Source organism: Pantoea sp. S-LA4, from assembly GCF_054482835.1.
Genome location: NZ_JBTLRC010000002.1, coordinates 98899 through 122228, shown reverse-complemented (window position 1 = coordinate 122228; position 23330 = coordinate 98899). Strand labels below are relative to the sequence as shown.

At 57.9% G+C, this 23330-nt stretch carries 21 protein-coding genes; 8 read left to right on the top strand and 13 right to left on the bottom strand.

Going from position 1 to position 23330, the window contains the following annotated elements; all coding sequences use genetic code 11:
• From ACX3P5_RS01440 to ACX3P5_RS01420, 5 genes are all read right to left on the bottom strand, one after another.
• Nucleotides 1-1332: a glycoside hydrolase family 28 protein gene (locus tag ACX3P5_RS01440; RefSeq protein WP_233988231.1), complete on the bottom strand. Its 1332-nt coding sequence runs from the start codon at nucleotides 1330-1332 to the stop codon at nucleotides 1-3.
• Between the two features lie 103 nt (nucleotides 1333-1435).
• Nucleotides 1436-2251 carry a carbohydrate ABC transporter permease gene (locus ACX3P5_RS01435; RefSeq protein ID WP_094122209.1) on the bottom strand — a complete coding sequence of 272 codons (816 nt, stop codon included), beginning with the start codon at nucleotides 2249-2251 and terminating at the stop codon, nucleotides 1436-1438.
• A complete protein-coding gene (locus tag ACX3P5_RS01430) occupies nucleotides 2251-3123 on the bottom strand; it encodes a carbohydrate ABC transporter permease (protein WP_094122208.1) in 873 nt (290 codons plus the stop codon). Before ACX3P5_RS01430 ends, ACX3P5_RS01435 begins: the two co-directional genes overlap by 1 nt.
• 57 nt (nucleotides 3124-3180) lie before the next feature.
• Nucleotides 3181-4512: an extracellular solute-binding protein gene (locus tag ACX3P5_RS01425; protein WP_233985524.1), complete on the bottom strand. Its 1332-nt coding sequence runs from the start codon at nucleotides 4510-4512 to the stop codon at nucleotides 3181-3183.
• Nucleotides 4513-4613: 101 nt separating this feature from the next.
• Nucleotides 4614-4814: a hypothetical protein gene (locus tag ACX3P5_RS01420; protein WP_458968190.1), complete on the bottom strand. Its 201-nt coding sequence runs from the start codon at nucleotides 4812-4814 to the stop codon at nucleotides 4614-4616.
• Nucleotides 4815-5063: 249 nt separating this feature from the next.
• Between ACX3P5_RS01420 and ACX3P5_RS01415 the strand changes: the two genes are divergently transcribed.
• Both ACX3P5_RS01415 and ACX3P5_RS01410 read left to right on the top strand, forming a co-directional pair.
• The gene (locus tag ACX3P5_RS01415; RefSeq protein WP_458968189.1) at nucleotides 5064-5663 is read left to right on the top strand and encodes a GNAT family N-acetyltransferase; all 600 of its coding nucleotides are present in this window, start codon (nucleotides 5064-5066) and stop codon (nucleotides 5661-5663) included.
• Nucleotides 5664-5675: 12 nt separating this feature from the next.
• The gene (locus tag ACX3P5_RS01410; RefSeq protein ID WP_233985527.1) at nucleotides 5676-6767 is read left to right on the top strand and encodes an ABC transporter ATP-binding protein; all 1092 of its coding nucleotides are present in this window, start codon (nucleotides 5676-5678) and stop codon (nucleotides 6765-6767) included.
• A 56-nt stretch (nucleotides 6768-6823) separates the two neighbouring features.
• On the opposite strand, the gene ACX3P5_RS01405 is transcribed toward ACX3P5_RS01410, so the two are convergent.
• Both ACX3P5_RS01405 and ACX3P5_RS01400 read right to left on the bottom strand, forming a co-directional pair.
• Nucleotides 6824-7939 carry an ROK family transcriptional regulator gene (locus ACX3P5_RS01405; RefSeq protein WP_233985528.1) on the bottom strand — a complete coding sequence of 372 codons (1116 nt, stop codon included), beginning with the start codon at nucleotides 7937-7939 and terminating at the stop codon, nucleotides 6824-6826.
• A gap of 40 nt (nucleotides 7940-7979) precedes the next feature.
• Nucleotides 7980-8885, bottom strand: a complete 906-nt coding sequence (locus ACX3P5_RS01400; RefSeq protein WP_336755957.1) for a glucosamine kinase nucleotide-binding domain-containing protein — start codon at nucleotides 8883-8885, stop codon at nucleotides 7980-7982.
• 278 nt (nucleotides 8886-9163) lie between these two features.
• Between ACX3P5_RS01400 and ACX3P5_RS01395 the strand changes: the two genes are divergently transcribed.
• Complete coding sequence (locus ACX3P5_RS01395) at nucleotides 9164-10321, top strand: Gfo/Idh/MocA family protein (RefSeq protein WP_233985530.1); 1158 nt, start codon at nucleotides 9164-9166, stop codon at nucleotides 10319-10321.
• Between the two features lie 97 nt (nucleotides 10322-10418).
• Here the strand turns inward: ACX3P5_RS01395 and ACX3P5_RS01390 are convergent, their stop codons facing one another.
• Nucleotides 10419-11660 (bottom strand): MFS transporter, encoded by a 1242-nt coding sequence (locus ACX3P5_RS01390; RefSeq protein ID WP_233985531.1) that lies wholly within the window; start codon nucleotides 11658-11660, stop codon nucleotides 10419-10421.
• Between the two features lie 375 nt (nucleotides 11661-12035).
• Between ACX3P5_RS01390 and ACX3P5_RS01385 the strand changes: the two genes are divergently transcribed.
• The gene (locus tag ACX3P5_RS01385; RefSeq protein ID WP_233985532.1) at nucleotides 12036-12635 is read left to right on the top strand and encodes a hypothetical protein; all 600 of its coding nucleotides are present in this window, start codon (nucleotides 12036-12038) and stop codon (nucleotides 12633-12635) included.
• Nucleotides 12636-12911: 276 nt separating this feature from the next.
• Nucleotides 12912-15302, top strand: a complete 2391-nt coding sequence (locus ACX3P5_RS01380; RefSeq protein ID WP_458968188.1) for a glucose/quinate/shikimate family membrane-bound PQQ-dependent dehydrogenase — start codon at nucleotides 12912-12914, stop codon at nucleotides 15300-15302.
• A 21-nt stretch (nucleotides 15303-15323) separates the two neighbouring features.
• Here ACX3P5_RS01380 and ACX3P5_RS01375 read toward each other — a convergent pair whose 3' ends face one another.
• From ACX3P5_RS01375 to ACX3P5_RS01365, 3 genes are all read right to left on the bottom strand, one after another.
• Entirely contained in the window at nucleotides 15324-16562 is a 1239-nt protein-coding gene (locus ACX3P5_RS01375; RefSeq protein ID WP_458968187.1) for an MFS transporter, read from the bottom strand.
• A gap of 110 nt (nucleotides 16563-16672) precedes the next feature.
• On the bottom strand, nucleotides 16673-17569 hold the full coding sequence (locus ACX3P5_RS01370) for a LysR family transcriptional regulator (protein ID WP_458968186.1): 897 nt from the start codon (nucleotides 17567-17569) through the stop codon (nucleotides 16673-16675).
• A gap of 162 nt (nucleotides 17570-17731) precedes the next feature.
• Nucleotides 17732-18100 carry a helix-turn-helix domain-containing protein gene (locus tag ACX3P5_RS01365; RefSeq protein WP_003855685.1) on the bottom strand — a complete coding sequence of 123 codons (369 nt, stop codon included), beginning with the start codon at nucleotides 18098-18100 and terminating at the stop codon, nucleotides 17732-17734.
• A gap of 468 nt (nucleotides 18101-18568) precedes the next feature.
• Here ACX3P5_RS01365 and ACX3P5_RS01360 point away from each other — a divergent pair, with 468 nt between their 5' ends.
• The 3 genes from ACX3P5_RS01360 to ACX3P5_RS01350 all read left to right on the top strand — a co-directional run bounded on the left by ACX3P5_RS01360 (nucleotide 18569) and on the right by ACX3P5_RS01350 (nucleotide 21724).
• Nucleotides 18569-19228 carry a response regulator gene (locus ACX3P5_RS01360; RefSeq protein WP_094122195.1) on the top strand — a complete coding sequence of 220 codons (660 nt, stop codon included), beginning with the start codon at nucleotides 18569-18571 and terminating at the stop codon, nucleotides 19226-19228.
• Nucleotides 19225-20580 (top strand): sensor histidine kinase, encoded by a 1356-nt coding sequence (locus ACX3P5_RS01355; protein ID WP_233985536.1) that lies wholly within the window; start codon nucleotides 19225-19227, stop codon nucleotides 20578-20580. Before ACX3P5_RS01360 ends, ACX3P5_RS01355 begins: the two co-directional genes overlap by 4 nt.
• Nucleotides 20581-20857: 277 nt before the next feature.
• Nucleotides 20858-21724: a nucleoside-specific channel-forming protein Tsx gene (locus ACX3P5_RS01350; protein WP_094122298.1), complete on the top strand. Its 867-nt coding sequence runs from the start codon at nucleotides 20858-20860 to the stop codon at nucleotides 21722-21724.
• A gap of 87 nt (nucleotides 21725-21811) precedes the next feature.
• Here the strand turns inward: ACX3P5_RS01350 and yjdN are convergent, their stop codons facing one another.
• Both yjdN and ACX3P5_RS01340 read right to left on the bottom strand, forming a co-directional pair.
• Nucleotides 21812-22249 (bottom strand): VOC family metalloprotein YjdN, encoded by a 438-nt coding sequence (gene yjdN / locus ACX3P5_RS01345; protein ID WP_094122193.1) that lies wholly within the window; start codon nucleotides 22247-22249, stop codon nucleotides 21812-21814.
• 75 nt (nucleotides 22250-22324) lie between these two features.
• The gene (locus tag ACX3P5_RS01340) at nucleotides 22325-23224 is read right to left on the bottom strand and encodes a LysR family transcriptional regulator (RefSeq protein ID WP_233985537.1); all 900 of its coding nucleotides are present in this window, start codon (nucleotides 23222-23224) and stop codon (nucleotides 22325-22327) included.
• Between the last annotated feature and the right edge of the window lie 106 nt (nucleotides 23225-23330).

Sequence of the window (23330 nt, the reverse complement as noted above, 5' to 3'; positions counted from 1 at the left end):
TTAGTCCGGCAGTTGCACCACGCTGTCGGGATGCCAGCCTGGCGGTAACGGCTCCGGCCGCACGATCGCCAAGTTGTGCAGTTGCAGGTTCTCCACGCCGCGCGCAAACAGTCCCGGCAGACCGCCGGGATAGCGCTCTACGCCAAAGGCTTCGCCGGTTTTCGGATCGAGCTTATAGGCGTTATCCAGCCCCATGCCGGTCGGTGAATCGGGATTACACGGCGGCCGGATGTCATACTGACCCTGCGCCACCTGCGCCACGCTTTGCCGCAGCTGCACCTGGCTGATTAGCACATCGCGGATCCAGCCCGGCTGCGCCGCATGCAGGTTAATCGCTCCTTCTGCTACGCCCGTCAGATTACTGAACTGCACCTGCTCCACGATACCGGGCGCAATCGCCGGATCGCGACTCCGCACCGAGATAAACAGCGGGTCGGCTTTACCCCAGTGGCACGGCGGCGCATGGTGACAGGCAAAAGTGAGATTGCTGAACAGCAGACGCCGCATCGCCCCGCCGTCGCGTGACAGAATGCCAATCGCCCGATTGGAATCGAAAATGGTGCAGCCGGTCACCGTCACATCCTCCACATCATCCCAGGTTTCGGTGCCGATCTTAAAGGCGCAGCTGTAACTGCGCAGCAGGCAGTTGGTGATCATAATCTGCCGCGCCGGACGCCGCAGCGCCGCAGGCTTGTGGGTGGTCTTGATGCAGATGGCATCATCGGCGGCGCTAAGGTAGCTGTTACTGACAAACACCGCTTCGCAGCTGTCGATATCGAGCGCATCAGTGTTCGGCATGGTCATGGCGTTGTCGATGGTGAGATGATCGATATGCACATGGCGGCAGCTCACCAGATGCACCGTCCACATCGGGGCCTGCACGATGGTGAAATCTTCCAGCCTCACCTGCTCACAATCTTCAAAAACGAGGATACGCGGGCGGTCGGCACGCGGCAGACGATAGCCCTGCTCATCACGTTCGGCGGCAAACCAGGCTTCGCCATCGCCATCAATGCGACCGGTGCCGCTGATAGTAATGTTGCGCTGGCCCAGGGCGTAGAGCAGCACGTTGTGTGACTTCTCAGCGCTGCTCAGCGCCTGTACCGGCTGATAATCGGCCAGCCGCTGGCTGGCGATCAACACCGCACCCGCTTCGAGGTGCAGTTCAAAATCAGAGGGTAGCGTCAGACAGCCGCTGCGATAACGTCCGGCAGGCAGCGTCAGGCGGCCACCACCGGCCGCGGCAATCTGATCCATGGCGCGTTGCAGCCGCGCGGTATCCAGCGTTTCGCCGTCGGCGGCAGGATGAAAATCGGCAAGGGAAAGGTGCATCATGCGTCTCCCGCAGGATTGAGGAGGAGGAATTGCAGCACGTTGCGGCGCAGTAAACCTTTGTCTGGTCGCCATTGCGCCGTTCCGTGCCGACGCTCACAAATTACTTCACGGCACCTTCGGTCACACCGCTGATAAATTTGCGCTGGAAAATCAGGAACACCGCCACCAGCGGCATAATCACAATCATCGCGCCCGCCATCAGCACCGGAATGTCGATGGTGTTTTTATTCTGAAAGAACATCATGCCAATCGGCAGGGTACGCAGCTCATCTTTGTTGACCAGAATCAGCGGGATCAGGAACTCGTTCCAGGTCCAGATAAACAGCAGCAGACCCAGCGTGGAGAGCGTCGGCCAGATCGCCGGAACCAGGATGCCCCACAGAATTTTGACCCGCGAAGCCCCATCCATCACCGCCGCTTCCACCAGCTCTTTCGGCACCTGCTGAAAGGCACTGGCGATCATCAGGGTGGTAAAGGGTAGCGACAGCGCAATCTGCGGCAGGATCAGCGCCAGATAGGTGTTGGTCAGCCCCATCCAGCGCAGCTCGTGATAGAGCGGGATGATAAACGCCTCGCTCGGCAGCACCATGCCCAGCGCCAGCATCGCCGCGATCGCCTTTTTACCGGGGATCTTCAGCCAGGCAAAGCCAAATCCGGCCAGAATCCCCAGCAGCACGCTGCACAGCACCACCGGGATCACCACCAGCACCGAGTTGAGGAAGTAGACGTTAAAATGTCCCTGCTGCCAGGCGGTGAGATAGTTTTTAAAATTAAGCGAGGCGGGCAGCGTGAAGACGCCCTGAAACAGCTCCATCTGGGTTTTGAACGAGGTCATCAGCGCCATCAGAAACGGCAGAATGGTCATCAGCGCCACGATCCAGATCAGCGCGCGTGAAATCACCGGCGTACTACGCATCAGTACCGCTCCTTTAAGGCCAGGTGAATCAGGTAGTTAATCCCTAATACAATCAGCATGCTGAACACCGCCACCGACGAGGCATAGCCAAAGTAGTGCAGGTCAAACCCCTGCTTGTACATAAAGATATTGGTCACCATGGTCGACGTACCCGGTCCGCCCTGCGTCATGACATAGACCAGGTCAAAGGCTTTCAGGCTGGCGATCACCGTCAGCAACAGGGCAATCCGCACCTCAGGCCGCAGGCCTGGCAGGGTAATGCGCATAAACTTCTGGCGACGCGACGAGCCATCCAGATCGGCCGCTTCCAGCAGCGAAGGGTCCATTCGTTGCAGGCCCGCCATAAACAGCACCAGACAGAAACCGAAGAAGTACCAGGTGGCGACCAACCCGACCGCCGGCAGCGCCCAGGTAAAATCGCCGAGCCACGACATCGCCAGCTGCGGCAAACCGATAGCCCGCAGTAGCTGATCGATCGGGCCAAACGCCGGGTTATAGAGCCAGCGCCATACCACGCCCAGCACCGCCATCGGCATGATATAGGGCAGGAAGAAGAGGATGCGCAGCACGCTGCGTTCGCTGTTGTTGCGGGTGTCATACAAAAAGCTACACAGCAGCAGACCGATGCTAATCGGCAACAGGGTGTAGAACAGCATCAGGATGGCGTTATTGCCCAGCGCGATCCAGAACACCGGATCGCTGAACATCCGCAGATAGTTGCTGACGCCGCTGAACACTGGCAGCGAGGTGCCGTCCCATTCGGTGAAGCTGATGCCGAGCGAGGCCAGCAGCGGCAACAGCAGAAACACCGCATAGACCAGCACCGCCGGCAGAACATAGAGAAAATTACGCCAACCGCTTAAATTCAACATAACCGTACTCGTGGCTCAGAACGACGCTCAGGCCCGGCGGTGCGCCGGGCCACCGGCTTAGTGTTTCAGGGTTTTCAGGTAACGCTGATAGTTGTTATCGAAATTGAGCACCATCTGATCGGCAGTCTGACGCCCGGCCAGCAGTAACTGCACGTTCTGGTTCAGTTCGGCATTCATGGTCGGCGTCGCCCAGTCCACGTAGTGGCCTAAACCGTCATAGTCGTTGAGCGTCAGCCAGACCTGATACGCCTCCGCCAGCAGCGGATTGTCCGCCGGCATTTTGGCGGCTTTGTTGGTGCTGGCGGGCAGGAAGCCCACCTTCAGCCAGCGGTCTGCCATCGCATCTGACACCATATAGTTGATGAACTTCGCCGCCGCATCCTGCTGCTCTTTGCCCTTCGCGGTGCTGGTCACCGAGAAGGCCAGATCGGTGCCGCCGACCATCAGCGGCTGTTTCACGCCCTCACCGGCCGGCATCGCGGCAAAGTGAATATCTTTGTTATCTTTAAACTGGCCGAGATACCAGGTGCCGCTCACCAGAAACGCCGCCTGATTGTTCTGGAACAGCGTGGCGGCATCATCGTGACCGATGCCCTGGAAGCCAGGGAAGAAGTAGCCTTTATCGGTCCAGCTCTTCATCATGCTGGCGGCCTTAACCAGTTTGTCATCTTTGAAGCTGCCGCCGACGTCGTAGATCAGATTATCCAGCGTCTTGCGGTCATGACTTTCGATCTGCGCCTGCCACAGCGTGCTGAGCAGTTGCTGACCCATGTTGCCATCCAGCAGGCCGAGCATCATCGGCGCGGTGCCCTGCTGCTTCAGCTTCGCCATCGCACTCTCCAGCTCGGCCAGCGTTTTCGGCACCGCGATTCCCGCTTTATCCAGCAACGCTTTGTTGTAGTAGAGTCCGACCATTTCGCCGAGGCTGGCAACGCCGTACAGTTTGCCGCTGCCGAACTCGCCGCTGTCTGACCAGCGGTTACGTTTGAGGATCGAGTCGGGGAAGCGGGTGGTCCAGCCATCTGCGCTGGCGTAACTGTCCAGCGGCACCAGCAGCTTATCTTTGACCAGCGATCCCATATCACCGCCGCCCTGATTGACCTGGGCGATCTGCGGACCGTCGCCTGCGGTCAGTGCCAGCTTGAGCGGAATACGCGTGTCTTCAAATGAGTGAACCGAGCGGTTAATCACGATGCCTGGATTCTGCTGCGTGAACTCTTTGATACCTTCATCCACCGCCGCGGTCTGCTGCGGATAGTTATAGATATCCCACTCATTCAGGGTAACGGCAGCCTGCGCGACGTGGGCAACGCTGCCCGCCAGCAAGCCCGCCGCCAAAAGCCGACCCAGACTGCAAACCCGGAACAAACCAACTGAGGAAACAGACATTATGCTCACCTTCTCCAGACCAGGATCGGCATCCCTTCATCTCACCGCCTGCCATCCCGCAGACTGAAGCCGCATAGAAAATGCACTCACCCATACTTACTTTAATAAAAAAATAAAGTCAAACAGCCAGCTGGTGAAATTGCAACGCTGTGAGCGCGCGCAAATAAACAGCGATCTGCGGCTAAAATCAGCCGTTTGCGCTGGCCGGGTGAAGGATTGCCACGGTAAGAAAGGCTGAAGCAACCTGCACGCAGCATGATATTCCAGCGCCATTCTGACAAAATAACTGCCTGATAAAACATATGAAAATCCTATCACGCTCACAGTTTACTGTTTTTTCCAGCCGTCAAAGCACAGACAAGTGCCGTGCGCCGGGCGTGTTGGCGATCACAGTTGTGAAGTGAGAAACGGGTAAAGTTTGCTGAACCAGGGGGGTTAGTGCGATAAGGTAATTATTCTATCTTGAAAACTAAGTCCACTTTCATTAACGTAACTTTTATCGGCGGGCAGCCTCTGTCACTGTCCCCTTCATCCACTCATGAGAACTCACCATGGCGAATCAAGGTGTCACTCGTCCGGCGACCCCGGCGGACTATCCGGCGCTCTACCGTATCTGCCTGGAAACAGCGGATGCGGGCGGAGATGCCCGTGCGCTCTACTCTGATCCCGACTATCCCGGCCAGCGGTTTGCCGTGCCTTATGCGCGCTTCGCACCCGATTTTGCGTTTGTGCTGGAGATCGCCGGTGAGGTAGTGGGCTATGTGGTCGCCGCGCCCGATACCCGCGCCTTCGAGGCGCAGCTGGAAGCGCAGTGGTGGCCGCTGCTACAGCAGCATTATCAGCAACGCCGCGCCGACGCCCCGCTCGACGACAAAATACTCGACGCCATTCGCCATCCCGATCGTGCGGCTGACGCGCTGGTTACCCAGTGGCCCGCTCACCTGCATATCAACCTGTTACCGGCCGCACAGAAAGGCGGCTGGGGACGCAAAATGATTGAGCATGAGCTGGCGGCGCTGCGGGCAGCGGGCGTCAGCGGCGTTCATCTTGGCGTCAGCCTGCAAAACGAGCAGGTCTGCGCCTTCTATCAGCGCATGGGATTCACCCCGATTATGCGCAGCAACGCCATCTACATGGGCCAGTTACTCTGAGTGAGGTAGCCGATGACCAGCCTGCGCTTGCAGAATGTGAAGAAGTCTTACGAGCACGTTAATGTGATTCATGGTATCGATCTGACGATCAACAGCGGGGAATTTGTGGTCTTTGTCGGCCCATCCGGCTGCGGTAAATCGACGTTGCTGCGGATGATCGCCGGGCTGGAGGAGATCAGCAGCGGGCAGCTGCTGATTGAGGAAAAGGACATGACGCAACAGCCCGCCACCGAGCGCGGCATTGCGATGGTGTTTCAGTCCTATGCGCTCTACCCCAACATGACGGTGCGCGGTAACCTGGCCTATCCGCTTGAGGTGATGAAGAAGTCGAAGGCGGAGATTAACCAGGCCATTGAGCAGACCGCCGCCCGTCTGCACCTGACCGAACTGCTTGACCGTCTGCCACGCGCGCTTTCCGGCGGGCAGCGGCAGCGCGTGGCGATTGGCCGGGCGATTATTCGTCATCCGCGAATCTTCCTGTTCGATGAACCGCTCTCAAACCTTGATGCCGAGCTGCGCCTGCAGATGCGGATTGAGATCGCCCGGCTGCACGCCTCGCTGGGCAACACCATGATCTATGTGACCCACGATCAGCTGGAAGCGATGACGCTGGCGGATCGGATTGTGGTGCTGCGGCAGGGCCGGATTGAGCAGGTCGGCGCGCCGCTGACGCTCTATCACGACCCGGATAACCTGTTTGTCGCCGGTTTTATCGGCTCGCCGAAGATGAACTTCCTGCAGGCGGAAATCGCGGCGGTCGGAAACGGTGAAGTGCAGCTGCGGCTGCCGGAACTGAAGATAGATGGCCTGGTGCTGAACATCGCCGCGCCGTGCCAGGAAGGACAAACCGTGACGCTCGGCATTCGTCCGGAACACTTTCAGCCCGCCGCGCAGACGCCGGACGCACTGCGCTTTCACGGCGAGCTGGCCTATGGCGAGATGCTGGGCCATACCAACTATCTCTATCTCGATATTGGCCGGGAGCAGATGCTGGTCGTGGAAGAGCGTGAGGCGCATCAGCGTGAGCTGGGGGCGCAGGTCGAACTGGGGATTTCCGCCGCCCACTGCCTGCTGTTTGATCAGCAGGGATTACGCCTGCGTTAGGGTGAAGAGGTGACGATCGGCGGGCGCTTCGGCGCCCGTTTTGCTGGCAGAAGCGGTCAGGTGACCGGCTCTTCATCCGCCTGGGCGGCCAGCAGGTCGAGCAGACGATTCACCGCAAAGCCGGCCGCGCCGAGTGCCCACATCCGGTTGGATTCGGTGAGAAACTGCAGCGGCGTCATGTGTGGCGTCAGTTTCAGCCGGTAAGCCTGAAAGCTCTGGGTGATGTGGTCGAGCAGAATGCGTGACGCCATATGCGGCTCCATCGCCAGATAGACCACGTCCGGATCGTAGGCCACCGACAGGTTCGCCAGCGAAATCCCTAATTCCCGTCCCGCCTCTTCCAGCGCCGCCAGCACCTCAGGCGTCGGGCGCTGATCCAGCGCCTGTAAGGTCAGCGTAGCCGGTTCGTCTTCCGCTACCCGCTGTAAAATAGCGCGCGAGGAGGCCACATCTTCCAGCAGGCGCAGCGAGCCATCCCCGACCAGCCCGTTACCGATCTCGCCCGCTTTGCCGTGGCGACCGCGATAGAGCTGACGATTAAGGATAATCCCGGCGCCGATCCCTTTACCGTAGGTGGCAATCACCGCCGACTGGGCGGTGCCCAGCTGGCCAAACACCAGTGCCGCCATTGCCATCGCGTTGGCGTCATTCTCAATAAACACCGGCAGTGAGAAACGCTCCTCCAGCTGGCGGGCAATGGGAACGTTATCCCAGTCGAGCACCTTCGAGCGGATGCAGTAACCATTTTCGGCATCCACCAGTCCCGATAACGCCAGCCCGATGGCCCCGACCCGCTTCTCTTCCACCCCGCGCAGAAATTTCGCCAGAGCATCACCGAGCTGGCGTGGGGACATGCTGCCCGGCGGCATCTGCTGTTCACCCAGCAGATTGCCACTGAGATCGGTCATGACGATCAGGTTACGCTCTGCGTTGAGCTGGATGCCGATGACGCTGGCACGATCGGGATTGAGTCCGAGCAAGGTCTTTGGCCGCCCCATCGACACGCGCCGCAGTCCCAGCTCCTGCACAATCTCTTGTGCCAGCAGGCGATTGGTCGCTTGCGAAACCGTCGACATGCTCAGCCCGCTGCGGACTTTCAGGTCGGACTGGCTAATCGGCGCGTTTTCAACAATCAACCGCAGGATGCGTGCAGTCACGTTGGGAGCGGTCATAAATTCCTCAGATTGACGCACTGACGCTGGGGAACCGGCTTCAGGTCAGTGATGGGGTAAAGGGAGCGGGCTGGTCGCCGGCAGCCAGCGTCCGGGCGAGCGTTAAGGCTCCGCTCAGCGCGTCACCCAGCGGCGTGACCAGCCGGGTCTGAATATCGGTCGCCAGCCAGCGGTAAACCGGCGCGGCCAGCCCGCCCATCAGTGCGACCCGTCCATTGCTCAGCGCGGTCAGACGACGCACCATCATGCCGATATCGGCTGCGGTCTGCTGCAGCAACGCCTGCGCATGGTCATCACCGGCGCTGGCCGCCGCGAAAATCTGCGGTACCACGCGCGCCCAGTCGGCAGGCGCGGCGGTACGGGTCCACAGCAGCATGGCTTCCGGACTGTGATCAAACTGCGCCATCAGCTGCTGCGTCAACGCGCTGTGTTCAACCATCGCCTCGTGGGCCAGCAGCGCCAGACGCAGCGCCCGGCGACCCAGCTCCGCGCCGGAACCCTGATCGGAAAGCGCAAAGCCCCAGCCACCCAGCAGCGTGAAGCGCTCGCCATCCCAGGCCGCGCCCTGACTGCCGGTGCCAATAATAAATACCGCGCCAGGCTGCCCGGCGTGCGCGCCCGCACAGGCGATTTCCACATCGCTGACCACCTGCAATGCGGCACAGGCAGGCTGCCAGCCGGAGAGACGCGCCTGCACCGAGGCGACGTTGGCACCGGCTAATCCGGCCACCAGTGAGGTCTGCGCCAGCGCCTGTGGCGTTAATCCGGCCAGGGAAAATACCCGATCAATCAGCTGTTCAACGCAGGCCAGCGCCGCCTCATACTGCGACCAGACGTTGGCGGGTCCGCCCGTGGCTTCCGCCAGCACCGTACCCTGAAGGTCGGTTAACCGCGCACGACACTGGGTGCCGCCGCCATCAATGCCAAGGAGATAGTGTGATTGCACGCGCTTCCTCCCGCCTCCACTGATTAAGAGTTGTTGCCATCATCAGCGAACGATAGGGTAAAAAAACTTAAATCGCAATAACAAATAAATATGGCAATAAAAGATTGGATATTTTTTGTTAATTTACATAGATATAACACAAAGACACCTCGCAAAACGCGCAGGCGGATATTGACATTACTTTTTCTATCGTAATAAGTTGATGGTCAGATTATCAACAGCCGCGCCGGGCGACGGGCGGGCTCTGCATCATCCGAATTCAGCATCAGGGGTTTAACATGAAAGTAGGCATTATCGGTCTCGGCTTTCGTCTGTCCCACGTGATTAAAGAGTTTAACAACGCCGACGACGCCTTCTCGGTAGTGGGTTATTACGACCCGGCACCTGCCGGACTGCCCAATCTGCACAGCTTCGCTATCGATCCGGGCCAGTCGTTTGAGTCGATTGAGGCGCTGTTGCAGCACGGCGGTATGGATGTGGTGCTGGTCGGCTCACCCAATTTTCTGCATCTTGAGCATGTCGGCCAGGCGCTGGCAGCGGGCTACACCGTGTTTACGGAAAAACCGGTGGTGATCAATGAACAGCAGACCATGGAGATGGCGAAGCTGGTGCGGCAGTATGGCGAGGCGCGCATTCTGGTCGGTCTGGTGCTGCGCTATTCCCCGCTCTATCACGATCTGCTGGCGGCGCGTGACGCTGGCCGGCTGGGCGAGATCACCTCGATTGAAGCCACGGAACATATCAAGCCGTATCACGGCGCTTTCTTCCAGCGCGACTGGCGGCGGCTGGAAAAGTACGCTGGCCCCTATATTCTGGAAAAATGCTGCCACGACATCGATCTTTATCAGGGCTTAATGCAGCAGCGTCCGGTGCGGGTTGCCAGCTTTGGTGGCCGTAAATCCTTTACGCCAGCCCATGCGCCGCAGGGTGCAATCACCGCCGACGCAGAGGTGTATCACATCAAGCCCAGCGGCTGGTCCAGTACCGATGCGGTATTCGACAGCGACGCCGATATTGTCGATTACCAGACCGCGCTGATTGAATATGCCGGCGGTGCCACCCTCGCCTTTCACGCCAACCTCAACGTGCCGGATGAGTTCCGCCGTTTCTGCGTGATCGGCACTGACGGCATGGCTGAAGGCGATTTCGTCCGTAACTACTTCCGCGTTCACAACGCGCGTAGCGGCGAGAAAGAGATCGATACCGCTTACAGCGGCAATGCTTACGATGGCCACTACGGCGCTGACGCGCTGATGGCGGAAGAGATCGTCAAACACATTAAACAGGGAACGCCGCTGAAAGTTTCAGTGGTGGACGCGCTGGAAGCGGGCCTCACCGCGATAAAAATCGATGAGGCGCGCAAAACCCGCAGCGTAGTGGACATGCGTGAAAGCTGGCAAACATTTGACGCCAACCTGGGAAAAACCGGGGCCTGATGGCCCTACCTGCGGGTCGGCCTCCCCCGTCGCCCCACAGGCTGTGACTAGCGGTATGACTGGAACCTGACTGTAACCGGCCTGCGGGCCGGTTTTTTTATGCCGGATCGACGTCGTTCTCCAGCTTCTGACGCCGCCGTAAATGCGGAAACAGCTTCATCCACAGCGCCACCACCACCAGCGTGCCAATACCGCCAATCGCCACTGCCGGTACCGCTCCCAGCCAGGCCGCCAGCAGCCCCGACTCAAATTCCCCCAGCTGATTAGAGGTGTTGATGAAAATGGCGTTCACCGCATTGACCCGCCCGCGCATCGCATCCGGCGTATCGAGCTGCACCAGCGCGCCGCGGATCACCATGCTGACCATATCAAATCCGCCCAGCGCGGCCAGCGCCAGCAGCGACAGCCAGAGCTGACTGGAGAGCGCGAACACCAGCGTCGCGACGCCAAAACCGGCCACCGATCCGAACATAATCATGCCGACATGCTTGTCCAGCTTGTGACGACTCAGCCAGATCCCCACCAGCAGCGCGCCTACCGACGGCGCACCGCGCAGCATCCCTAATCCCCACGGTCCGGTGTGCAGAATATCTTTCGCAAAGATCGGCAGCAGCGCGGTGGCACCGCCCAGCAGCACCGCAAACAGGTCCAGCGAGATCACTCCCAGCACATCTTTGCGCTCACGGATGAAGTGAATCCCGGCAAACAGGTTCTTCATGTTCATCGGCAGCCGCGGCTGGCTGGGTCGCTGATAGCGCAGCAGGGCGACCAGCGTCAGCGAGATAAAATAGAACAGCCCGGAGACGCCATAAACCACTTCAGGACCGGCCACGTAGAGCAGCCCGCCCAGGGTCGGTCCGACAATCACCGCCGCCTGCCCGCCCACCGAGTTCATCGCCATCGCGCGCGCCAGAATCGACGGCGGCACCAGTGATGGCAGCATCGAGGACATGGCGGGCCACTCCAGCGCTTTGGCGACCGCAATCATAAACACCAGTCCCCACAAAGCGGTTTTATCGACCGAATGAAACAGCGTCAGAACCACCAGCCCCAGCAGTGCGGCAAACTCCACCAGCTGACCGAACAACACGATACGTCGCCGATCGTACTGATCGGCCAGATGTCCGGCCGGCAGCGCCAGCAATACCGAGGGGAGAAACTGCATCAGACCGATCATGCCTAACGCCAGCGCACTGTTGGTCAGTGCGTAAATCTGCCAGCTGATCGCCACTGAAAACATCTGAAACCCAAACGACGAGCAGGTGCGTGCCAGCCAGAATGCGACAAACGTCCGGTGTCGCCACAGCGACTCTTCTGCTGCCGGTGCCATCAATCCCATGTTCTATCCCATATTAAGTGATGATTCCCGCGTTGTTGCGCGGTGTTATTGGTGCAGTCTGACGGCATGATAAGGGTCAGGATGCGCGGACCGGCCGCGTCAGCCTTGCCTGCCTGCACGGCCAGCGGGTCTCATCGGGATCTGCCCTGATAATTACCAGCCTATTGGTCCTTACTGTTGAATATATTCCAGGTAATCATCAGACGCCAAAGGAATAATTTTCTCTTTCATATCGGCTTTATTTACTTTTTCCGGCAACAAAGGGGTGATTTGGAATAAGCAGTTGATCTATATTTATTCACGCGTTCAGAAAAATGCGACTTTTTATATCAATAATTATCAACACCACCTTTTATATTGCATTTCATAGAGATAATGAAAAACAGTTTATATAACCCCTATGTGACTGAACCTATCCATCATGTTGAGCGACAAGTCGCTGGCATTTGCTATAGCGTTCCCTATCTTCAACAAACTCAGGACAGCAGTAATATACTTAATACACACAACATTATTTCGCTACACAATCAAATTGCTACTGAAGCAGCATTAATGATTATTCCGGTTGAGGCTATTCGTTTACAGGGAATGATTGCCCTGCCGGAAGCCTATTTGCATTTACAGGACCCGCGTGTCCGGGTAGGGATTAATTATCGCAGTTTAGTGGCGCACGGCGCGTCACTGCTTGAATTAACGGAGAAATTTAATTTCTGGCTGTATGATTTTGCTCCACCCGGTGCCGACTGGCGATTACTGGAATCGTTCCCCTTTTCCGGTATTGTTTTAAGCGAACCGTTCTTTAAAGATAATTATCAAAAATTCACCTTCCCTTATTTTATGGCGTCGTTTCGGGAAAAAGGGGCAGAAGTGATTGTCCGCAGTCAGTCGCCAGCTTTAACGGCGGAGCAGTTCGCTGAGATTAATATCAGCGGCTGGCAACAACAACGCTCGGATGGCGAACTTATTAGCTGCTGATTCACAAATCCTGCCTTCCGGCGTTAAGGGCACATGGCGGTGCGCTTAACGTCTCATAACCCCCCATAAAATGTCGTATGACTTCGTATGTGAAGCGATTTAAGCTAAAAAAATCAAACCTTGATCTAATTTTGCTATAACATTTAACACAAAGGGATCGTCTGACTTAGCGGAAGAGAGATTTAAGAACACCCTTCATCATTTGTACTTGATAACTGAAGACAACCTATCTGGTTGTTTTCGTGTGTTTTATGGCAACGAAACGAGGTCGATATTATGGGGAAAAACTCCTCATCTTTTGGCGTAATTCGTTTCCTGACGGTGCTGTTCGCAGTGCTGACGGGTGCGTTTATGCTGATTGGCGGTATTTGGTTAGCCGCCATTGGTGGTTCCTGGTATTACATCGTCGGCGGTGCAGCAATGCTGATCACCGCTTTCCTGCTGTGGCGTCGAAACAGCGCCGCGCTGGTGGTATACGCCCTGCTGCTGCTGGCTACGCTGGCCTGGGGCGTCTGGGAAGTCGGTACTGACTTCTGGGCGCTGGCACCGCGTACCGATGTGCTGGTGATCTTTGGCGTCTGGCTGGTGCTGCCGTTTGTCTGGCGCAGCCTGCACAATGTGGGTAAAGGTCCGCTGGGTGCCATGGCCGTGGCGCTGATCGCCAGTGCGGTGGTACTGGCTTACGCCGTGTTCAACGATCCGCAGGTCATCAACGGGACGCTGCCGGAAACCGCTGACAACGCCCCGCAGGCACAGCCGCTGAGCAACATTCCGGACGGTGACTGGCCAGCTTATGCGCGCGATCAGCAGGGAACCCGCTTCTCTCCGCTCAAGCAGATTAATCACCAGAACGTTAAAGAGCTGCAGGTCGCCTGGCAGTTCCAGACCGGTGATTTAAAAACCGCCAACGATCCGGGTGAAATCACCGACGAAGTGACGCCGATTAAAATCCGCGACACTCTTTACCTCTGCTCGCCACACCAGATCCTGTTTGCACTGGACGCGGCTACCGGCAAACAGAAGTGGAAATTTGATCCGGGCATGAAGGTGAATCCAACCTTCCAGCACGTCACCTGTCGCGGCGTCTCTTATCATGAAGTGCCGGCCGCTGCCGATGCAGCCAACAGCCAGCCTGCGCTCTGCTCACGTCGCATCTATCTGCCGGTCAACGATGGTCGTCTGTTTGCGCTGGATGCGGAAACCGGCGAACGCTGCCCGTCATTCGGCGTCAACGGCGAGCTGGATCTGCAACACAAACAGCCCGTGACCACGTCAGGTCAGTATGAGCCGACTTCACCGCCGGTGATTACCAACACCACCATCGTGATGGCGGGTGCAGTCACCGATAACTACTCAACCCGCGAGCCGTCAGGCGTGATCCGTGGTTTTGATGTGAATACCGGTAAACTGCTGTGGGTGTTCGATCCGGGCGCGAAAGATCCAAACGCGATACCGGCCGATGAACACACCTTCACCATGAATTCCCCGAACTCATGGGCACCGGCGGTGTACGATCCGAAACTGGATACGGTCTATCTGCCGATGGGCGTGAGCACACCGGATATCTGGGGCGGTAACCGCACGCCAGAACAGGAACGTTATGCCAGCAGCGTGGTGGCGCTGAACGCCACCACCGGTAAGCTGGTCTGGGCCTATCAGACCGTGCACCACGATCTGTGGGATATGGACCTGCCATCGCAGCCGACGCTGGCTGATATCACCGATAAAGAGGGCAACACCGTACCGGTGATTTATGCGCCGGCGAAAACCGGTAACATCTTTGTGCTGGATCGTCGTACCGGCAAGCCGGTTGTTCCGGCTCCTGAAACACCGGTTCCGCAGGGTGCGGCGAAAGGCGATCACGTCTCCGCCACCCAGCCCTACTCTGAGCTGACCTTCCGTCCGAAACAGAATCTGACGGACAAGGACATGTGGGGCGCGACGATGTACGACCAGCTGGTGTGCCGCGTGATCTTCAAGCGTCTGCGCTATGAAGGTCCGTTCACCCCGCCATCTGAGCAGGGTACGCTGGTGTTCCCGGGTAACCTCGGTATGTTCGAATGGGGCGGCATCGCTGTCGATCCACATCGTCAGATCGCGATTGCTAACCCGATGGCGCTGCCGTTTGTCTCGAAGCTGATCCCTCGTGGTCCAGGCAACCCGATCGAACCGCCGAAAGGCGCTGAGGGGGGTTCAGGCACGGAAACCGGTATTCAGCCGCAGTATGGCGTTCCCTACGGTGTTGAGCTGAACCCGTTCCTGTCACCCTTTGGTCTGCCGTGTAAACAGCCAGCGTGGGGTTACGTCTCTGCGGTGGATCTGAAGACCAACAACGTGGTGTGGAAACAGCGTATTGGTACTACCCGCGACAGCGCGCCAGTACCGATTCCGTTCAAAATGGGTATGCCGATGCTGGGCGGTCCGATCACCACCGCCGGTAAAGTGTTCTTTATCGGTGCAACTGCCGATAACTACCTGCGTGCTTACAGCACCGATACCGGTGAGCTGTTGTGGCAGGCACGTCTGCCAGCCGGTGGTCAGGCTACGCCAATGACCTATGAAGCGAATGGCAAGCAGTACGTTGTCATCGCGGCCGGTGGTCACGGCTCGTTTGGCACCAAACTGGGCGATTATGTGATCGCCTACGCGCTGCCAGACCAGAAATAATCCTGTCATCAGCGGTTAACATCAGGCGGACTCCGGTCCGCCTTTTTTGATCGCGCTATCTTTCATTGCCCGCCCGTTCAGCCATCCGCACAGCAGCATCACCGCGCTGGTCGCCAGAAATACCGGCCGCATCCCAAACGATCCCCCGACCAGACCGCCGAACAGCGGGCCCGTCACCTGGCCGATATACTGTGCCGATGTCGAATAGCCCAGCATCCGTCCGACCTGCGATCCCGGCACGCTGTGCCGGATAATGGCGGTGATGCAGGGCAACAGTCCGCCCAGCGCCATCCCCATCAGAAAACGCAGCAATACCAGTTGCCAGGCAGCGGTAATAAAAGCCTGCGGGATCAGCAGCAGCGCACTCACCACTAAGCCCGCTGTCAGCACCCGCTCGTGTCCGACACGGTCCGCCAGCCGTCCGAGCCGCGGTGCGGCGATCACCGTGCCCAGTGCGGCAGCCGACATCGCCAGTCCGGCGACCCGCGTTATCTGGTGATTACCCGACACAAACTCGCCGACATAGAGGGTGATAATCGGTTCAATCGACATCGTAGCGAAGATCAGCAACATGCCTGACAGCCACATCAGCCAAACCCGCCGCTGATTTACCGGTGTTGCTGCAGGCGCTGGCGCGGAATTTTCCCGCGGCGAGGCGGCGGCGCGTGGCTGCTCTTTCAGCAGAAAAGTGGTCGCCAGGAAGGCGAGAAAAATCACCGCGCCGGTTAACCAGAAGGTCTGGCGAATACCGATCAGCGGCGGCAGCACGCCGCCCAGCAGCGGCCCAACCACGTTGCCCGCCATGATACCGGAGGATAATATGCCCAGCGCCCAGCCGGTCTGGCCTTTGGGCGTTTGCGCCGCCACCAGAATGGTCGATCCGGAGGCGTATCCGCCCAGCAAACCCGCCAGCAGACGCAGCGCCACCAGCTGCCACGGCGCGGTCGCCATGCCGATCAGTGACATGGCGATAGCCATCCCGAGGCTGGCGCGGATCAGCATCAGCTTACGACCATAACGGTCAGCCAGTCGGCCCCAGAGTGGCGCGGTCAGCGCCGCGCTGAAAAATGTGGCGCCATAGGCCAGCCCCGACCAGCGCGCAATGGCGGCGGGTTGCTGCACGCCAAGCTGCTGAACGTAGAGCGGTAAAAACGGCAGCAGCAGCGTCATCGCCACGATGGTGCTGAATGAGCCCAGCACACAGACCCATAAGTTGCGCTTCCAGTGCTGAAATTCTGCTTTTTCTGCTGGCAGTTGCATAAAGATATCCCGTCATTGATCAGGGATACAGGCTAACCAGGCGCGCCGGATAACAACAGTGGCGGCACGATAGTTACTTTGTGGCGCTGACTGTTGCACTACAGCAACAATCACGGGCTGACCAGCGCGGCGATCAGCGTGTCGCATAATAAGCTGACTGGCGAAGCGGGCTGCAGCGTGTCGTGCAGCAGCAGATAGCTCTGTAGCCGATCCATCTGCCACTCCGGCAGCAGTTGCTGAATATCCCCACGGGCGACCGCTTCCTGCGCCATATAGGAGGGCAGATAGGCGATGCCGCTGCCCGCCAGCGCCGCGTTCAGCAGCGCCATGCTGTTATTGGCACGAAAACGGCTGCGGACATCCAGTGCCAGCCGCTGCTTGTCGCGGCGAAACGGCAGCGCGGCGGTATGCGCCGGCCCATGAAACAGCAGCAGGTCATGGCGCGGCAGCATCTCAGGATGATCGATAGCAGGCCGCTGCGCCAGATACGCCGGTGCCGCATACAGTCCCCACTCAATGTCGCTGATCACCCGAAAATGCCCCTGCTGCGGTGGCCGGGATCGAATCACGATGGCCACATCCACCTGCTCATCCAGCCGATCGTGGTTACGGTCGGTCAGATCGAGGTCGACGTTAATGTGCAGATGGCGGCGCAGAAAGCGATTAAGCACCGGCACCACGCACTGACAGCCATAGGTCACCGGCGCCTGCAGACGTACGTTACCGGCCGGTTGCTGATGCAGTTGCTGGACAAAGGCATCGGCCCGCTGCACTTCTGCCAGCATCCGGACGCAATAGGGATAGTAAGCCTGACCGAGCTCGGTCAGCGCCAGTCGCCGGGTGGTGCGCTGCAACAGCCGGATGCCGAGCCGCAGCTCAAGACGGGAGATTTCGCGGCTGACGTGGGATTTAGACCAGCCGAGCGCCCGCGCCGCTTCACTGAAACTCTGGAGTTCCACCACCCGCGCAAACACCAGCATGGCGGTTAAATTAGCACTGTTTTCCATGCGTTACCGCTCCGATACCCTGAGGATTCTGGCATCAAACTAGCATGTTCGGGGCAGCTTACGGCGGCAGGTCAGTAAAAAAGAAGGGATGGGATCAGACAGCGGAGCCGTGCCTGCCGACCTTCCCGCGCGTTTCATCTGGCGGGAAGGCCATCAAAGGCATCAACTGGCCATGGCCAGCGGAAACAGTAACCGGTCCGGCTCGACCCGGCGCTGGCGGCGTAGCTGGCCTGGCGTCATCATAAAATAGTTTTTGAAGGTGCGGGTGTAGGCCTGCTGGGTGTCGAACCCGTAGTTCATGGCGACCTGCAATATCGCTTCATTGCTGCTCAGCAGCGTCAGCGCAGATTCGGTTAACCGGCGCTGTCGGATATATTCCGCCAGGGAAAATCCGGTATGCTGGCGAAACAGCCGTTGCAGATGCCAGCGGGAATAGCCAGAGCGACGCGCCACCTCATCCAGATGCAGATCGTGTCCTAAGTTGTTCTCAATCCAGTCCAGCAAACTCCGAATAAACTCGCGCTGATTCATGGGTTCCTCCTGATTTACGCTGATGTGCAGTGAACCCACTTTACCCGGTTAAATTTATCCCTTAATTAGCAGAAAATTAGCGCAGAATTAGCAACCGCCAGATTCCGGCCTGCGGCCCCCTTTATCGGTCAGATAACGGCAACAACCTGCCTGAATAATAAGCATTAAGTGATCCTGGCAATCCGGTAAAATAATTTGCGTTAAGTTACATCGGCGTCGATTTAACTCTTTTTCGTTGCCTCCTGGCGGCCAGCATTTAAATAATTTGTGTTAAGTCACCGTCGAATCCGCCAGGCTAATTTGCGTTAAGTCACACCCGATTCGCCCCTATAATTCGTATTACCGCAAGGCGGCCAGACGTAGCCAACGCCGCTGTAGTACGAAGTATGACGGCGGAATGACGGCGGATAATTCTGACCTAACAATTGATGTATAAACTCTCTCCCATCTTTACGAAGGAGATCAGCCATGCGCGTGTTATTGGTTGAAGATGATGAAATGATCGGCGCGAACCTGCAGCAGGCTTTAGAGGGCGCGGGCTGGTCGGTGGACTGGGTACGCGATGGCGTTTATGCCCATAACGCCTGGAGCGAAGGCGGCTACAGCTGCGTGTTGCTGGATCTCGGCTTACCGCGTGATGACGGATTGCAGGTGCTGCGCCGGGCGCGCGGGCGCGGCGATTCTACGCCGGTGCTGATCCTGACTGCGCGCGATACGGTGGCGCAGCGGATACAGGGGCTCGACAGCGGCGCTGACGATTACCTGCTTAAACCTTTTGATCTGCAGGAAGTGCTGGCCCGGATGCGGGCGATTACCCGACGTCGCCACGGTGCGGCGGATTCGGTGCTGGGCAGCGGCGATGTGCAGCTGGATATGATGACGCGCGAAGTGCTCTATAAGGGCCAGCGCGAGCAGCTGACCGCGCGCGAATATGCCCTGCTTTATGCCTTGCTGGAGCGTCCCGGCGCGATTCTCTCGCGCGAGCAGCTGGAGAACCGTATTTACGGCTGGGGCGACGAAGTGAGCAGCAACGCGGTTGATGTGCTGATCCACGGGATGCGGCGCAAGCTGGATAACGACGCGATTCGCAATGTACGCGGGCTGGGCTGGCGGGTGCCGGCAATATGAAACCGTTCCCCTTTATGCGTTCGTTACGCAATAAATTACTCAGTACGCTGCTGATTATTCATCTGCTGATGATTGGCGGCGTCACCTGGTACTTCTTCAGCTGCTATGGCGACATGGTCGGCACCATGAAGGACGATCAGCTGTCGAAAATCGCCGATGCCTGGTCGACCAACAAGCAGATGCCGGCACTGATGCCGATGCTCATTCCGCCTGACAAGGCGAAGAGCGCTTTTGTGGTGCAGCTGTGGGATAACCAGGGCCGGCTGCGTGCCAGCTCGTGGCCGGAACTGCACGCACCGCTGCAAGCCCAGCGCGGTTACCGCGATGTCGATGTGGGCCATTGTGATGACTGCGAATGGCGTATCTATACCCGACCCGGTCAGCCTGGCAGTGAGATCAAGACCATTCAGGTGATGCACAACCTCAGCTACATGAAAGCGCTGATGGTCAAACGGGCGCTGTCGGCGATCATTCCGTTGATCCTGATGATGCCGCTGTCGCTGCTGGTGATCTGGCTGGTGGTGCGGAAGATCACCCGCGATCTGCAGGTCGCCTCGCGGCAGATCGCGGCGCAGGAGACGCATCATCCGCACAATGTCTCACCGGAAGGCTTGCCGGATGAGATCCTGCCGCTGGTTGCCGCGTATAACGCGTTGCTGAATAAGCTGCGCGAGGCCTGGTCATCCCAGCGGCAGTTCCTGGAAGATGCCGCTCACGAACTGCGAACCCCGGTCACCGCTGTCACGCTGCAGCTGGAGAATCTGCGTCAGCATATTCAGCCGGGCGAGGCCAGCCGGCAGTTCAGTCAGCTCGAAGCGGGCGTGACGCGTACCCGTCACCTGGTGACCCAGTTGCTGAACGTCTCCCGTCAGGAAGATCAAAGCGTGGTGGCCAGCATTGAGCAGATTGAACTGGAAGATCTGCTGAAAGAGAGCATTGAGCAGTTGATGGTGGTGGCCGATAAACGCGGCATCGATATCGGCTTTAACGGCTCGACCCAGTATCGCCTGCAGGCCAGCCGCTCTGAACTGCGTAGCCTGTTCGACAACCTGATTGGTAACGCCATGTTGCATACGCCGGAAGGGAGCCTGGTGGATGTTCTGCTGCATCGGGTGGCGGGCAAGACGGTGGTGGATATTGTCGATAACGGACCAGGTATGCCGGAATCCTTTATTGAACGCGCCTTTGACCGTTTCACCCGTTCCCCTGACGTTAAAGCGCAGGGCAGCGGTCTGGGTTTATCGATTGTGCGCAGCGTTGCGCAGAAGCATCAGATTCATGTCGCCCTTTCCAATTGCCTGACGCCACAGGGTGCAATTTGTGGTTTGCAGGTCCGCGTCACTTTTCCCTGATCCCGCACGTTTGATCGCGAACCAGACAACGTAAACGGTTGCCTGGTTCCGTTCGATCACCGCCATTATTGTGAAGCACGTCACATTTTCACTGAATTGTAATGCAACACTTTTTGACAAACGTGAGCAAAATCTATTTTCTATCGCTATGTTGCAGGCACGCTACGCGGGCTGGAAACTGGCTGTTATGTCCTGAATAACTCACTCCCCACCCCGGGATCGACTTCTCTCTGACTGCGCCTGCTGTGCAGCGGTCAAAAGCATGTGGTTAATGATAATGAAATTCAAAACGTTGATAGCAGGTGCCGTACTGGCATGTTCCTGGACGGGTGTTGCGCAAGCCGCTGATAGCGATCCGCAATATCTGTCCGACTGGTGGCATCAGAGCGTAAACGTGGTGGGCAGCTACCACACGCGCTTCGGGCCGCAGTTTAACAACGACGTTTATCTGGAATATGAAGCGTTTGCCAAAAAAGACTGGTTCGATTTCTACGGTTATCTCGATCTGACCAACTTCTTCGGCGCGGGTAACAGCAACGCCAACGGTATTTTTGACCACGGTTCGCCGATGTTTATGGAGATTGAACCGCGCTTCTCGATCGACAAACTGACTGGCACCAGCCTGGCCTTTGGTCCGTTCAAAGAGTGGTATTTCGCCAACAACTACATCTACGACATGGGCCGCAACAGCGATAACCGCCAGAATACCTGGTATATGGGTCTGGGCACCGATATCGATACTCACAGCGATGTGGGTCTGTCACTGAACGTCTATGCCAAATATCAGTGGGAAAACTACGGTGCGGCAAATGAAAACAGCTGGGATGGCTATCGCTTCAAGGTGAAATACTTTGTGCCGATCACCACGCTGTGGGGCGGTAACCTTGGCTATGTCGGCTTCACCAACTTTGACTGGGGTTCCGATCTCAACGAGAAAGGCGGTTCGTCGCGCACCAGTAACTCAATCGCTTCAAGCCATATTCTGTCGCTGGGTTACGATCACTGGCACTTCTCAGCCGTGGCGCGTTACTTCCACAATGGCGGTCAGTGGGCGGATGGGCAGGAGCTGAACTTCGGTAACGGTCCGTTTGAAGTGAAATCGACCGGCTGGGGTTACTACCTGGTGGCGGGTTACAACTTCTGATGAGCGGGCGGCTGGCTGCAAGGCTGGCCGTGCTCAGGCGACCCTAAAACGGCGCCGCTGTCACCGGCGCCGATCCCGCATCCTGCTTTATTCCTGCGGCTTCACCACGTTGATGCGCCACGGAATGCCGAACTGATCGATAAACATCGCAAATCCATTTGACCAGAACGTCTCCTGCCACGGGGTCGTCACTTTGCCGCCCACGGACAGTTTTTCAAACCAGGTTTTGCCCTGCTCTGCATCCGTGGTGGCGAGGCTGACCGCATAGCCGGCGTGATCCGAGGCCGGCGGCTTCTGCGTGTTACCGTCGCTCAGCATCAACTCTCCCTGACCGATACGCAGATGCGCGTGCATGATTTTTTCCGGCGGCTGCGGCGGCGCAGATTGATCGCCTACCTGCTCGCCCTGCTCTGGCATATCGCCAAAGGTCATTTTCTCCAGCAGTTTCCCGCCTGTGGCCTGCAGGTAAAACTCGATTGCCTCTTCACAGCGACCATAGAGAAACAGATATGGACAGACTTGCATCGTCACCTCCGATTGTGGGTTGAACTCACATTTACGCGAATACACCAAGTGTAGACGATGAGAGAACGCTACCCGTCAGCGCTGGCAATAACGACGAAATAACTGCGCCATATAACTGCTCATCGGCGTCAGCGCGGTATCCTTACGCTGAATCAGATAAAAGATCGCTTTCGGCAGCGGTTCGTCCAGCGACAGCGCCACCAGCGAGCGGCCGAGAATGGGATCGTCGATCACATCCACCGATAAAATACTGATGAAATCGCTTTGCGCCACCAGGCTGGTACAGGCCATAAAGGTTTCGCAGGTCACCACTATTTTGGGTGCCATGCCGCGCTCGTCAAACAGATCGTGCAGTAAGCGATAGTAGCTGCCCTTGGGCGTCGGCATGGTCCAGTCCGCCTGCTGCAACTCGGCCAGCGAGCGTGCCTTCTCCAGCGGATGGCCCTTGCGCACCACCACTTTATACTCGCGCTCCATCATTCGCTCATACATCAGCTCCTGATCGAGATGACTTTGATCGTAGGTATTGATGGTGAAATCAAGCGCGCCCTGCCGCAACTCATGCACCATCGACACCAGTTGCCCTTCTACGATGCGCACCTTCACCAGCGGGTATTCACGATGAAACTGGTTAATCACCTGCGGCATGATGGTGCGCGCCACGCTGCCGCCGACGCCGATGTTCACCTGCCCGCCGCCCAGCCCCAGCCGCTGCTGGATATCCTCCTGCGCTACTCGCAACTCCGCCAGCACCAGACTGGCATGTCGAAAAAAGTTATCACCGATATCGGTTAAGACCACGCCCTGCTGACGGCGGATAAACAACCGGGCACCGAGTTCACGCTCCAGTTCCTGAATCGCTTTGGTTAATGCCGGCTGCGAAAGCCCGGAAAGACGGCTTGCCGCCCGGATGCTGCCCTGGCGTGCCACGTCAACAAAGGCGCGCAGCTGATGAAGTTTAAGGTTGGCAGTCATAGTTTTTGTGATAACCGTTGTTTATCAGTCACAAGATATTCGCATCTTATGCCGGCTAATACCATTGTGTAGATTCGAGGCAGTGCGTAAAAAACCAACAGTAAGG